This is a genomic window from Shewanella sp. ISS20, from assembly GCF_056522965.1.
This window is the reverse complement of the sequence record NZ_JAWRZK010000001.1, coordinates 377206-391045: the sequence shown is the minus strand read 5'-3', so window position 1 is coordinate 391045 and position 13840 is coordinate 377206. Positions and strand designations below refer to the sequence as shown.

Annotated in this window: 10 protein-coding genes; 5 read left to right on the top strand and 5 right to left on the bottom strand. The window is 44.4% G+C overall.

Annotated features, from left to right (window positions below):
* Window positions 1-26: 26 nt before the first annotated feature.
* Window positions 27-1406: a cysteine--tRNA ligase gene (gene cysS, locus AC1HDP_RS01690; RefSeq protein WP_479637429.1), complete on the bottom strand. Its 1380-nt coding sequence runs from the start codon at window positions 1404-1406 to the stop codon at window positions 27-29.
* A gap of 141 nt (window positions 1407-1547) precedes the next feature.
* On the opposite strand from cysS, the gene AC1HDP_RS01685 reads away from it, so the two are divergent.
* A complete protein-coding gene (locus AC1HDP_RS01685; protein ID WP_479637428.1) occupies window positions 1548-2042 on the top strand; it encodes a peptidylprolyl isomerase in 495 nt (164 codons plus the stop codon).
* A gap of 9 nt (window positions 2043-2051) precedes the next feature.
* A complete protein-coding gene (locus AC1HDP_RS01680; RefSeq protein ID WP_479637427.1) occupies window positions 2052-2768 on the top strand; it encodes a UDP-2,3-diacylglucosamine diphosphatase in 717 nt (238 codons plus the stop codon).
* A gap of 89 nt (window positions 2769-2857) precedes the next feature.
* Here the strand turns inward: AC1HDP_RS01680 and miaE are convergent, their stop codons facing one another.
* On the bottom strand, window positions 2858-3610 hold the full coding sequence (gene miaE / locus AC1HDP_RS01675; protein ID WP_140932181.1) for a tRNA isopentenyl-2-thiomethyl-A-37 hydroxylase MiaE: 753 nt from the start codon (window positions 3608-3610) through the stop codon (window positions 2858-2860).
* Between the two features lie 267 nt (window positions 3611-3877).
* Here miaE and AC1HDP_RS01670 point away from each other — a divergent pair, with 267 nt between their 5' ends.
* Window positions 3878-4474, top strand: a complete 597-nt coding sequence (locus AC1HDP_RS01670) for a Yip1 family protein (RefSeq protein ID WP_479637426.1) — start codon at window positions 3878-3880, stop codon at window positions 4472-4474.
* Between the two features lie 94 nt (window positions 4475-4568).
* Here the strand turns inward: AC1HDP_RS01670 and glnS are convergent, their stop codons facing one another.
* The 3 genes from glnS to AC1HDP_RS01655 form a co-directional block, all read right to left on the bottom strand.
* The gene (glnS, locus tag AC1HDP_RS01665; RefSeq protein WP_479637425.1) at window positions 4569-6236 is read right to left on the bottom strand and encodes a glutamine--tRNA ligase; all 1668 of its coding nucleotides are present in this window, start codon (window positions 6234-6236) and stop codon (window positions 4569-4571) included.
* A gap of 152 nt (window positions 6237-6388) precedes the next feature.
* Entirely contained in the window at window positions 6389-8683 is a 2295-nt protein-coding gene (feoB, locus tag AC1HDP_RS01660) for a Fe(2+) transporter permease subunit FeoB (protein WP_479637424.1), read from the bottom strand.
* On the bottom strand, window positions 8676-8915 hold the full coding sequence (locus AC1HDP_RS01655) for a FeoA family protein (protein WP_140932177.1): 240 nt from the start codon (window positions 8913-8915) through the stop codon (window positions 8676-8678). Before AC1HDP_RS01655 ends, feoB begins: the two co-directional genes overlap by 8 nt.
* Before the next feature lie 406 nt (window positions 8916-9321).
* Here AC1HDP_RS01655 and AC1HDP_RS01650 point away from each other — a divergent pair, with 406 nt between their 5' ends.
* A complete protein-coding gene (locus tag AC1HDP_RS01650) occupies window positions 9322-11502 on the top strand; it encodes an OmcA/MtrC family decaheme c-type cytochrome (RefSeq protein WP_479637423.1) in 2181 nt (726 codons plus the stop codon).
* A gap of 329 nt (window positions 11503-11831) precedes the next feature.
* Window positions 11832-13817: an OmcA/MtrC family decaheme c-type cytochrome gene (locus AC1HDP_RS01645; RefSeq protein ID WP_479637422.1), complete on the top strand. Its 1986-nt coding sequence runs from the start codon at window positions 11832-11834 to the stop codon at window positions 13815-13817.
* Window positions 13818-13840 lie beyond the last annotated feature (23 nt).

The following is a 13840-nucleotide window of genomic DNA, read 5'->3' as shown; positions in this document are numbered from 1 at the left end:
ACTCACTGATATTTCAAGTAAGCGTATTACTTCTTGCGCCAAGTAGTGCCACTTGGGCCATCTTCAAGCACAACCCCTAACGCATTGATGCGATCGCGAGCAACATCGGCCGCTGGCCAATCTTTTTCAGTTCGAGCGCGATTACGCTCAACAATTAAGGCTTCAATTTCTGCCACTTCATCATCTGTGCCTTCGCCTTTAAAAAAGCTATCGGCATCTTGGCTCATAATGCCAAGTACATCAGCGAGTTGCTTCATGGCAACACCTAAGGCAGAAGCCGCGTTGATATCTTCAAGCTTCAAGCGGTTAATATCACGCACCATATCAAACAGCACTGAATAGGCTTCAGGGGTGTTGAAGTCATCATCCATAGCTGCCGTAAAACGGCTGACATAATCAGTGGCAGGCGCTGCCGTCACCGTTAAATCTAAGTCATTTAATGCTGTGTATAAGCGTTCTAACGCCGCACGAGCTTGCTTTAAATTATCTTCTGAATAATTTAATTGGCTGCGATAGTGACCAGACAGTAAGAAGTAACGTACGGTTTGTGCGTCATAGTGAGACAATACATCGCGGATAGTGAAGAAGTTGTCTAATGATTTAGACATTTTTTCTCTATCAACCATCACCATGCCGGTGTGCATCCAGTAGTTCACATATGGCGTGTCATGGGCGCAGCAAGACTGAGCAATTTCATTTTCATGATGGGGGAACTGTAAATCACTGCCGCCACCATGAATATCAAAATGCAGACCTAAATGCTTGCTGTTCATGGCTGAACATTCAATGTGCCAACCAGGGCGGCCCGGTCCCCATGGTGATTCCCAGGTAGGTTCACCCGGCTTAGACATTTTCCACAGCACAAAATCCATTGGATTATGCTTATGCTCATCGACTTCAACGCGCGCGCCAGCTTGCAGTTGATCTAAATCTTGACCCGATAAACGGCCATACTCAGGGAATGATGGCACGCTGAACAGTACATCACCGTTAGTGGCCACATAAGCGTGTTTGCGCTCGATTAATCGCTCAACCATGTCAATGATTTCAGCAATATGCAAGGTGGCACGTGGCTCAAAGTCAGGGCGCATCATATTAAGCGCATCGAAATCTTGATGCATTTCAGCAATTAAGCGTTCAGTTAATGACTCACAGGTCTCATTATTTTCGTTAGCGCGCTTAATGATTTTATCGTCAATGTCAGTAATATTTCGTTGAAAATTAACCTCATAACCCTTGTAGCGCAGATAGCGAACTATCATATCGAATGAAACAAAGGTGCGCCCATGGCCAATATGACATAAATCATAAATGGTTACCCCGCACACATACATGCCGATTTTACCTGGCACTATGGGTACAAACTCTTGTTTTTGGCGGGTAATACTGTTGTATATTTGCAACATCGGCATTCTCTTTAAAGATATGATTAAAATAAAAATCTACCATCGAGTTTATCATGGGTCAGACAAGATTGAACACTGCCCTTTAAGCTCAGGGTCTTATAAGTTAGAATCCGCCCACATTTATACAAGAGTCTTACGAAAATGATTACATTACATACCAACCACGGCGATATTAAAATTCAATTAGATTTTGACAATGCCCCTGCCACCGCAGAAAACTTCGCTCAATATGCTAAAGACGGCTTTTACGATGGCACCATTTTCCATCGCGTAATTGATGGTTTCATGGTTCAAGGCGGTGGTTTTGATACTGCTATGCAGCAAAAAACCACTCGCGCTACCATTAAGAACGAAGCCAACAACGGTTTATCGAATAAAATCGGAACCTTAGCTATGGCTCGTACTTCAGATCCACATTCTGCTACCGGTCAGTTCTTCATTAACGTCAACAACAACACCTTCTTAGATTTCACTAAAGAAACGACTCAAGGTTATGGCTACTGCGTATTTGCCGAAGTTGTTGAAGGCATGGACGTGGTTAACGCGATAAAAGGCGTGAGCACAGGCAACAAGGGGATGCATCAAGATGTTCCTTTAGAGCCAGTTGTGATTGAAAGCGTTACCATTAGCGAATAATTTGAGCTAATGCGCACTCTTTTTATTGGCGATCTGCATTTAAGTTCTGATCGCCCTGATATCACGCAAGCCTTTGAAACCTTCTTACAGCAACTCCCCAATGACACAGATGCCTTATATATCATCGGTGACTTATTTGAGGTGTGGGTAGGTGATGACTTGGCCGAACCCTTTGCCAAGCAACTGGCTGAACAGTTATTGCAAGTTTCAACGCGCATCCCTATTTACTATATCCATGGCAATCGCGATTTTATGCTCGGCAAACAGTTTGCCAAACGCGCAGGCTTACAATTATTGCCAGAGCATTATGCGACCAATATTTATGGTAAAACTTGTCTACTTTTGCATGGCGATAGCTTATGCACCTTAGATGCTGCTTACCAACGTTTTCGCCGCTTTCGCAATATCGGCGTATTTAGATGGTTGTATGGCAAATTGCCTAAGCGCAAACGCCTTAGCATAGCTGCCAATATTCGCGCTAAGAGTAAAAGTGGCAATCGCAGTAAAACTATGGAAATCATGGATGTAGAACCTGCAAGCGTTGATGCTTTATTACTGCAATATCAATGTGAATGGATGATCCACGGCCATACCCATAGACCGAATATTCATTCTCTGGCTCACAATAAGCAGCGCATGGTTGTGGGAGATTGGTATCAGCAAGGCAGCGTACTCACAATGACACCTGATGAGGTGAGTTTGCAGCAACTGCCCTTTTCAAAGTGAATTGTCATTAAAAAGCTCAGCGTGTTAACTGAGCTCTTTGTTTTATCTAACAGCTTACCCATTTGCTTAGTGTTTCACTTAGCTAGTAGCTATTCTGGCGCGCCGCTATGAAACTTAAAATCATTATCTGCAGATAGAATTAAATCAGCTTCCATCACACCAAAATAGCGCACTCGATCGCTAATATCATGCCCTGCAATTTGCTCAGCTAATGCCAGATAATCCTGATAATGACGGGCTTCCGAGCGCAGTAACGACACATAAAAATCCCCCAAACGCTTATCCACCAATGGCGCTAATTTGGCAAAGCGCTCACACGAGCGAGCTTCAATATAAGCGCCGCAAATCAGCTTATCAATTAAGGTATGCGGTTCATGAGTGATCACATGGCTAAGCAGGCCTTTGGCATAACGACTTGAGCTAATGGTTTCATAAGGAATATTGTATTCAGCCATGATCTCAAGAACTTGATAAAAATGATGCAGCTCTTCTTTAATCAGTAGCACCATCTTATCAATCAAATCTTGGCCATAAGCCGTACCAGATTTTGGCAACATGCTTTTAGACACGCCTTTAACTTGCCCAAGACTTTGCCAATCACCGATTTTGCGATATGCAAAATCTTCATAAGGCTTAAACCAAGCAAGCAAAGCATCGCCACTTTCTTTATCAACGGCATATTTACGAATAAGAAACATGGCCGACTGACCCGCCTTTAATTCGCAAATTAAGTGATCAAGTAAAATCACTTTTAAGTTTTCAGGCTTTTGCGCCTCATCCAGCCAAGATTGAGGGGTTTCGCAGTGCAAAAAATTAGTTATCGGTGCCAGTATTAAATCCATATTACCTAAAAAGACTCATAGCAATTTTGGCTATTTTACCACAGGCAAGCACTGGATTAGCGCTAAATCTGGACTTGTTAACCATGACGCTCGGTAATTTGCTCACGCATTAAACAAACCACTTGGCTTAAATGGATGTGACGAGCTTGATTGAAATACAGCCAAATCTTGATCTTATTAAGATGATGCACGATAAATAGACTGTAAGTGAAATCGCTTTTATCTGTCGTGCGGCGATTATTGGGGACACTATGAGGACATTTGCATATGATATTAGATCACATAAAAGGACTCTACACACATCCAAAGGAAGAGTGGCATCACATTGATGATAACCACGAATCGATTGCCGACAGCTTAGGCCACATCTTTTTAGTCGCGTTAATACCAGCTATTTGCTCATACTTTGCCAACGCCCATATAGGTTGGGACTTAGGTGTGGGTGACAAATTATTTCTTACCAATGAAAGTGCGATTTACATGTCAATAGCCACCTACTTTGGCTTAATTGGTGGGGTGTTTGCCCTCGCGTACCTCATCTTCTGGATGGCAAAAACCTTCGATTCAACGCCGACTTATACTCAATCTTTTGAACTTGCGGTATATACGGCAACGCCGCTGTTTATGGTGGGCTTTGGCGCACTTTACCCTGTGATTTGGGTGATGATGTTAGTCGGGTTAGTTGGGCTAACGTATTCGGTATACCTTTTATATACCGGTGTGCCCATCATGATGCATATCCCAGAAGAGAAAGGCTTTATTTATGCAAGCTCAGTAGTCACCGCAGGCTTAGTGTTACTGGTCGCGCTAATGACAGGGAGCGTGATTATTTGGAGTTTTGGTTTTGGCCCAGCCTACGTTTAATGTATTGCTTAAGTTTTAGCGCGCAATAAAAAAGGCCACTCTTAAGTGGCCTTTCGTTTTTTGCGATGACTATTGCTTAAGCAAAAGTATCTGATTAAGCAAAAGTATCACGCAGAGCGACGGTCAAGTTAAACACTAAATGTTCAGGGCTTGAATCCTTGTTATCCGCGCAGAAGTAACCTTCACGCTCAAACTGATAAGCTTGCTCAGCAGCAGCGTTAGCCAGCGATGCTTCAGCCACACCGTGACGCACGACCAATGATTCTGGATTCAGCACTTCATCCACAGTGTCAGCAGCAGCAGGGTTAGCATCAGTAAATAGACGACCATATAAACGGAATTCAGCAGGGACGGCAGAGCTTGCTTCAACCCAATGAATTACGCCTTTTACTTTACGCCCATCGCTTGGGTTTTTACCTAAAGTTTCAGGGTCATAAGTACAATAAATGGTGGTCACATTACCATCTACGTCTTTATCACAACGCTCAGCTTTAATGACATAGGCATTGCGTAAACGCACCTCTTTACCTTGCACTAAGCGCTTGTATTGCTTGTTGGCTTCTTCACGGAAGTCTTCAGCATCAATAAAGATTTCACGGCCAAAGGCCAAGGTACGCTCGCCCATTTCTGGCAGATTCGGGTGCATAGGCGCCTTAATCATTTCATTATCACCGCTAAAGTTTTCAATAATCACTTTAACAGGCTTAATGACTGCCATAGCGCGCGGTGCATGTTCGTTTAATTCTTCACGAATACACGCATCTAACATGCCAACTTCAATCAGGTTGTCTTGCTTAGTTACACCAATGCGCTTGCAGAATTCACGAATAGCCGCTGGGGTATAACCACGACGACGAAGACCAGCAATGGTCGGCATACGTGGGTCATCCCAACCAGATACCAGTTCGCGCACCACTAAGTCATTAAGCTTACGCTTAGACATTAAGGTGTATTCTAAATTTAAGCGCGAAAACTCGTACTGACGAGTACGATTTGGCTGCTGGAAATCACTCAGATTATCAAGCACCCAGTCATACAGACGACGGTTGTCTTGGAACTCTAACGTACATAATGAGTGACTGATATTTTCCAGCGCATCAGAAATACAATGAGTAAAGTCGTACATAGGATAAATGCACCACTTATCACCAGTTTGGTGATGATGGGCAAATTTCACGCGGTAAATAATCGGATCACGCATACACATAAATGGTGATGCCATGTCGATTTTAGCGCGCAGAACACACTCACCTTCTTTGTACTCACCGTTGCGCATCTTGGCAAATAAAGCCAAGTTTTCAACAACATCAGTATTGCGACACGGGCTATCTTTACCTGGCTCTTTTAAGTTACCACGGTATTCACGGGTCTGCTCAGGGCTCATAAAGCACACATAAGCTAAACCTTTTTCGATAAGTTCCACCGCATAATCGTGCAGTTGATCGAAGTAATCGGATGAATAATGTATGTCACCGGTCCACTGGAAACCGAGCCACTGCACATCCCGCTGGATAGAGTTAACATAATCTATGTTCTCTTTTTCAGGGTTGGTATCATCAAAACGCAAGTTACATTGGCCTTGGTAATCTTTGGCAATGCCAAAGTTAAGGCAAATAGATTTAGCATGACCGATATGCAGGTAACCATTAGGCTCTGGCGGAAAGCGAGTATGAACCTGGGTATGTTTACCGCTCTTCAGATCTTCATCAATGATGTTGCGAATGAAGTTGCTTGGACGCGCTTCGTTGTCCACATGACTCATGGAATTCCTCTTTACAGCAGTGGCAATTTGACTAAACGATAATGATCCTACAGATCAGGCCTCAGCACAATCCCCAGACTAAAAAACTCTGAATAACTCTGAATAAAAACAACAAAGCAGCCATCTGGCTGCTTTGTTTCAACGCGTTATGTTTATTCAGTAACCACTTTGATGGCAAGCGGTGTTTGCTCGGTGCGCTTAGCTAAATGCTTAAGCCAAGCCACAAACGCTAGCAGTGATGAGATAATCGCCACTATCCACATTGACGACTGCAGTGGATGCTGGTTAAAGGTACCCACTTGGTACACTAAGGTCGCTGAACCATAAGCTAAACCAAAGGTCCATAAGGCGGCAAATCTTGCCCAGCGTATCCCAAATTCATTCACTAAGGCGCCCATAGCCGCCACACATGGGGTATAGAGCAACACAAACAGCAAATAACTGAAGGCGGCAATCGTGCTACCAAAACCTACCTGCAGCGCAGTAAAGGTTGAAGTATCAACGCCCTGCTCTTCTGCTGCTACCTGCTGGTTAGCAATCTCACCAACCGCTAACGATAATGGGTCGCGCAAATCAATCCCAAATAAATTATCTGGAATGGTATGCAGCGCTTCCATAAAGCTTTCACTTAATGGCGTTAAGCCTTCATCAGTAGGGGTTGCATCGGTATATAAGCTGTTTAACGTGCCGACCACAGCTTCTTTAGCAAAAATACCTGTGACAATACCCACAGTCGCTGGCCAGTTATGCGCTTCTACGCCCATAGGGGTGAACACAGGCGTAATTTGCTGACTAACGACACTCAGCAGTGAAGCTTTCGAGTCTTCATGGCCAAAACTACCATCAGTGCCAATCGCATTAACAAAGTTAAGCAAGGTCACGACGATAACTATGGTTTTACCGGCGCCGAAAATGAATCCCTTAGTCCGCTTACCCGCACGCTTAAGTGATGGCATTAATTTAGGTAATTCGTAATCAGGTAATTCCATCACCACCGCACTACTGCTGCCTGGCAGCAAGGTATAGCGCAATAATAATCCAGTACCTATGGCGGCGACAATTCCCAATAAATACAGTAAGAACACTAAATTCTGACCATGTTCTGGGAAAAATGCCGCGGCAAATAAGGCGTATACAGGTAAACGTGCGCCGCACGACATAAATGGCGCCATCATACCAGTCACAATCCGCTCACGCTGACTGCCTAACGTACGGGTCGCCATAATTGCCGGCACAGAGCAACCAAAGCCCACTATCATAGGCACGAAAGCCTTACCTGGCAGACCAATGCGGCGCATTAAACCATCGACCACAAAGGCCGCGCGTGACATGTAGCCAGAACTTTCTAAGACAGATAAGCCTAAGAATAAAAAGGCAATTACTGGAATAAAGGTGGCTACTGTTTGTATGCCTTGGCCAATACCGCCCGCCAAAATAGTCACTAACCAACTCGGTGAGCCTATGCTTTCCAGCAAGGCGCCAAAATGATCCACAAATAAGGTGCCGGCACTGATATCAAAGAAATCAATGAAACTGCTGCCGACATTAATGGCAAACATAAACATCAAATACATGGCACCGAGGAAAATCGGAATGCCTAAGATGGGATGCAGCATCACTTTATCAAGACGATCACTTAAGGTCGGCTTACCACTACTGGTTACTGTCTTTTGAAAAATCACTTCAACAAAGTCAAAACGCGTGGCGGCAATCATGACTTCAATATCAAGCCCTGACTCAGTTAATTCTTTAGCGCAAGCTATGACTTGCGATTGCAACTGACCGTTAGCACATGAACCACAACCTAAACCATGACCAAACATAGCCAAAGTGCGACCTCGGCTTAAATCGGTTTGCTGCGCCATGGTTTGCGTCAGCGCATGTTCAATGCGGCTATCATAGTTGAGCACTAAGGCTTGCTCACTAATGTTACCGTCAAGCAGCTTTACCACTAATTGCTGAATTTGTTCAATATCAGCATCATCTTTAGCGCATACACCGATAACAGGACAACCTAATGCCGCCGTAATGGCTTCAAAGTCAACCTCGATGCCGTGCTCGCGAGCCACGTCCATCTTATTGACTACAACCACCATAGGAATGCCGAGTTCACGCAATTGCACTGTCAGGTACAAATGGCGCTCAATGTTGGTGGCATCGAGCATATTGATGATGCCATCAATCTTAGCTTCGGCTAAATATTGCTGGGCAATCTGCTCATCGAGCGAGCAATCGCACTGGCTACCTGCTGGCAATAAATCATAAATACCAGGTAAATCGGTTAACTTAACTTCAGTTCCCTTAAGGGTAAAACTGCCAGTTTTCTTTTCTACCGTCACCCCGGCCCAGTTACCAACATGTTGATTAGCACCGGTTAACGCATTAAATAAGGTCGATTTACCCGCATTCGGGTTACCGACAGTGACACAATGAAACGGCTTAGTCATTGGTAATCTCTACTTCAATAATATCGGCTAAATCACGACGCATACATAAGCGGCTACCACGGATATTGAGCTCTACTCCAGAGCCCATTGGCGCGCGTCGAATCAAACTAAAATGAGTATTGGGGGTGATCCCCATAGATAACAATTTGCGTTTTACTGATTGCGGTAACGACAACTGGCCGATTTCTGCAATGTACGCACGATCACCGGGATTAAGATCACTTAACTTCATTTGTGATTTCCTGAATCTTTTGAGCACAACTTGCGAGCATATTAGCCGAACTAAGGCGCGAAAAATGCTAGCTAAGTCATGGTTTGGCAACTTAAACGAGAATAGTTTTCAATTACATTTTGGATTATGGCGGATATTGACACATAAATAAAGACTTACGCCGCTTGACCAGCAGCACCTATCTCAGAGCTAGCAAATTAATCTAGTTTCACACAGCTGAACAGTGATAACTCACTGCCCGGCTAATACCCCTAAAGAAATAGTCAGACGTCAATCACAAACCGCACCTAAAAACGCTGCGAAATATTAACTATTTGTTAGCCTATCCTTGGAAAAAATTTCCACACACCTTATACGGACTTTCTGATGGTTTAAGGTGATGATTATAATGATGCAGGGAAATATTATGATGAAACACATTCGCTTAACTGCTCGCAGCGCTGCGTTTATTAGCGCAGGGATCATGTCGCTAGCGTTAGTTGGTTGTGGTGGTGATGACGGACAACCTGGCAAGGATGGCGTCGTTGGTATTGCCATTGACAGTAGCCCAACGGTTTTAGCTAAATTTACCAATGCCACCGTTGATAATGGCACTGTTACAGTCGATTTTTTACTAGAAAATGCCAATGGTGTTGCCATATTAGGGCTGACAAAAGAGCATGATTTGCGCTTTGGTGTGGCGCAATTAACTAAAGTGACTGAAACAACCATTACAGGTAAGTTCCCAGGGGAATATGACCGCGGCTTACAGTGGCAAGCTTATATCAATAGCGCTAAAACACCAGGCAAGATGCCAGAGGTTACAACCGATCTTAAGCCAGGCAATGCCTTTCAAGCGGCTGTTGAATCCGCCAATAAATGTGACACTTGCCTAGTCGATAATGGCGATGGTAGCTATCGTTATACCTTCCAGCAAAATATTGCCAAGGTTACCAGCCCTGTCGAAGTTATTTACAATGCTGAGGCCACACAAAGAGTTACTTTAGAATTAGAATTACCTCAAACAGTGGCAAATGCTCACCATGATTGGCAGCCATCAACAGGTTTAACTGAAGGTATTGCTAGTCGTGATGTAGTAGCCATTGAAACTTGCTATACCTGTCACCAACCCGACAGTATTGCGCTGCATGGTGGTCGCCGTATCGATATTGAAAACTGCGCGGCTTGTCATACGGCTACCTCTGGTGATCCAGAAAGCGGTAACAGTGTTGACTTTACCTATATGATCCACGCGATTCATAAAGGTAACACCCGCACCACAGTAAATACTGACGAGGAATCTGTGCCAGCCCCTTATAAGATTGTGGGTTATGGTGGCAAGCTGATTGATTATGGCAAGGTCATGTACCCACAAACTCCTGCTGCTGATTGCGCCGCTTGTCACGTAGAAGGTGAAGGTGCCCCAGCCAATGCTGGCCTGTTTAAAGCAGATTTAAGCAGCACGGCTTGTATTGGTTGCCATACCGAAAGACCGTCACCAAGCCATTCAGATAGCAACTGTGTTGCCTGTCATAATGCGACCAACACTTATAATGGTACGGGTAATGCGGCCAAACGTCATGGTGATGTTTTAAAAGCCTTTGACTTAGCCAAAGGTATGTCAGTTAAGTTTTCAAATACCGTTGTGAATGCCAGTAACCAACTGACTTTCGATGTTCAAGTTATGGGCAGTGACAATACCCCAATCGCGCCTGAGTTCTTAGACCCGAAAGCTATAGTCACCATGGCATGGGATAGTAATAAAGACTTCCCTGCCTACACTGAAGCCCCATTCTCAAATCGGCGTATGTCGTTAAGTGAAGCAAGCTACAATGCTGCAACTCAAACCTACTCATTTACCGCCAGCAAAGTTGCTTTGCCAGCCAATGCTGACACCAAAACCTTTGAATTGTGGTCTGATTTAAAAGTGTGCTTTAACAATGGTGGTTATCGTGTTGCTGATATTAAACTGACAGCATGTACAACAGATGGGGTTCGTAAGGTTGATATCAAAGAGCCAGCCTATCACTTTGTACTTAATCCAGCAGGCACTACTAAAGTCACTATGCGTCGCGCTATTATCGATGAAGCGAAGTGCCAAAGCTGCCATAACCAAGTTGTCTTTCACTATGACAATGGCATTAACTGTCAAACCTGTCATACCTCTGATAAAACAACAAAAATAGATAACAATTATCCAGGTGGTAAGAAATCTACTAGCTTTGCTTACAAAGCACACTTAGCTAGCGGTCACTATCTTAAATATGCCGGTGTTCAATCTGGTACTGTGCTAAAAACGGATTGCGCTACTTGCCACTCGATAGATAGTAAGTCAGGTGATATGGTAGGTATTCAATTAGGGCGAGCTCCTGAGCGTGTATGGCGTTACGGTGATACCTCAACGGGTGCAGATATTTGGGTTTCATCTGATGCTGGCGCTTGTTTAAGTTGCCATCAGAAATACCTGAGTGACTCAGGAAAATCCCATATTGAATCATTCGGTGGCGTACTCAATGGAACTGATGCAGCAGATGTTAATAATCGCGCCAGTGAGAGCTGCTCAACCTGTCACACCCCAGAGCAAGTGTTAAAATTACACGGTAACTAAACAAGTTTCGCTTAATACTATTAAGCATTAAGCGCTATCACTATGTACAGGGAGGCTTTGGCCTCCCTTTTTAACATTTATCTAGAAAAAATGTGCCAATACCCTGCGCCAACTACATGTGCAAAGTTTAACCTAGGCAGTGAATACCCCTAAAGAAATAGTCAGATCCAGTTCACACATCCCCGCCTAACTTGAAGTTTTTATATCCATCTTAAGATACTTTATCTTTGGGAATTTTTTTCCAGCAATGGCTTGAGACACTTACAAAATCATAAGCAGTGACTCAGTCGCTCAGCTCAAGCTTATTGCTCTTATTACGCAGGGATAACATGATGAACACACAAATAAAAAAAATAGCGCTACTCATAGCCACTGGTGCACTGTCAGTGGGACTAGCAGGTTGCGGCAGTGACGGTGACAATGGCAGCACAGGTAACCCTGGTGGTCCTGCTGCGAGCACAGTGGCACAGCTGAAACTGGATGTCACCGATGTCAATCACCAAGGCAGTGAATCACAAGTCACAGTATTTGCGACTAACGAACAAGATTTACCCGTGGTCGGCTTAAAAGATCTCGAAATCAAAAAACTGTCCCAGCTCATCCCACATGGTGCTACTGGCGCAGGCAATAGCGCAGCATGGCAAACTCTTGGTGCCACCAAAGTCTTTATCGATAATAAAGATGGCAGCTATAGTTTTAACGTTGACGTCAAAAACTTTGATCCATCCTTAACTCAACGTTTTAATATCATTGCGGCCGCCTCAACGCTGCAAGATGGCACCACCTCAGTACCTCGCACTGAATACACAGAAGATTTAGCCAGCGATGGCTCAGCGCCACGCTACACCAAAAATGTAGTAGCCACAGCAACCTGTAACACTTGTCACGCTGAAGGTGTCAAGATTTACCACGGTTACACTTCGCTTGAATCTTGTACTACTTGTCATAACGATGACATGGCTAACGATAAAAACAAAGTGCAAGTGGGCTTTAACCACTTGATCCACAATGTGCATAACAGCAACAAGATGTACGGCAAAAACTTAGATAAGTCAGCAGAAACTGCTCATAACTTAATTCAGGACAACTGCCAAGCGTGTCATATTCCGCCGCAAGCCGATGATAACGGTTTAACTGAATGGAATAACTGGTCACGAGTTCCAACCATGGAAACTTGTACTAGCTGCCATACCACTATCGATTTTAAAGCTGGCAAAGGCCATTCACAGCAAGTTGATAACAGCAATTGTGTGGCCTGTCATAACAGCCAATGGACCACAGAAATCCACACTGGCAAGGTCAACGCAAAAAGAGAGCTGATCAACAGCTATGGCTTATCGTCCGAGTTAGTGGCTAATAGCAATAATACTGCGACCTTAACCGTCACTATCACAGATAAAGCTGGTACTGCAGTCGATGCTGCAAGCTTACTGCCTAAAATTAAGCAGTTAGAAACCATCACTAACGTTGGCACTCAATATGCCATCATGGGCTACAATCCTGCGCCAGAAACTGACTTTAAGAAAATAGCGCAAGATTTAGTGAAAAATGGTGCCCTTGTTGCCCCTGCGGCCTTAGTCAATGGCAAGCTAGTGTTCACTACTCCGGTACTGCCTTTCAATCAAGGTGCCGCCGATACCAATACCGCCTTTAGCTTTATCGGTCTGGGTATGTGTAATGACGGTACGGCTTTTGTTGATTGCGCTGATGGCGTTGATTTCACTGGTATGAAAGCTGATTTAGCTTTTGCCGCCCAAGGCGGTAAAGTTACCACTCGTCATATAGACTCTGTGGCCATTGATACTTGTATCAATTGTCATGGCGACAGCTTTGATATTCATAAAGGCTATCACGCCGGTTTTGTACTATCGGAACAGCTAGGTCGTGAGATTGATGGCAAATTAATGACTGGCATTGATGGTTGCGTTAGCTGCCATACCCCTCATGGCACTTACGGTTCTGGCGCTAACAAAGGCGCTTTAGAGCTTAAATTGCACAAGACCCACAGCGCTTTCTACGGCTTGATTGGTGGTAACTGTAGTCAATGTCATAACGACTTCAACGTAGATGCCTTCAAAGCTAAAGGTGCATTAGCTACCGATGGCGGCGTCTATACCACACCCATTACAGCCACTTGTGGCTCATGTCACACCATAGGTTCTGAGTATTTTGACGCTCATACCCAAGCGCAGTTAGAAGGCTTTGGTGCAGTGATTAACGGTGATTTTACGGCGGCCACGCAAGCGGCTCAGTCTGAAACCTGTTTCTTCTGTCACAAGCCTACTGTCGCCAACCACGGTCACGTTGAAATGTAATCACGCTGGCGCAGCGCTGCTGC

Bases quoted from the DNA above. Each gene is read 5' to 3' on its own strand.
- AC1HDP_RS01655 (WP_140932177.1), bottom strand. From the start codon at position 8,915: ATGAAGTTAAGTGATCTTAATCCCGGTGATCGTGCGTACATTGCAGAA.
- AC1HDP_RS01680 (WP_479637427.1), top strand. From the start codon at position 2,052: ATGCGCACTCTTTTTATTGGCGATCTGCATTTAAGTTCTGATCGCCCT.
- AC1HDP_RS01650 (WP_479637423.1), top strand. From the start codon at position 9,322: ATGATGAAACACATTCGCTTAACTGCTCGCAGCGCTGCGTTTATTAGC.
- AC1HDP_RS01685 (WP_479637428.1), top strand. From the start codon at position 1,548: ATGATTACATTACATACCAACCACGGCGATATTAAAATTCAATTAGAT.
- feoB (WP_479637424.1), bottom strand. From the start codon at position 8,683: ATGACTAAGCCGTTTCATTGTGTCACTGTCGGTAACCCGAATGCGGGT.
- cysS (WP_479637429.1), bottom strand. From the start codon at position 1,406: ATGTTGCAAATATACAACAGTATTACCCGCCAAAAACAAGAGTTTGTA.
- miaE (WP_140932181.1), bottom strand. From the start codon at position 3,610: ATGGATTTAATACTGGCACCGATAACTAATTTTTTGCACTGCGAAACC.
- AC1HDP_RS01645 (WP_479637422.1), top strand. From the start codon at position 11,832: ATGATGAACACACAAATAAAAAAAATAGCGCTACTCATAGCCACTGGT.
- glnS (WP_479637425.1), bottom strand. From the start codon at position 6,236: ATGAGTCATGTGGACAACGAAGCGCGTCCAAGCAACTTCATTCGCAAC.
- AC1HDP_RS01670 (WP_479637426.1), top strand. From the start codon at position 3,878: ATGATATTAGATCACATAAAAGGACTCTACACACATCCAAAGGAAGAG.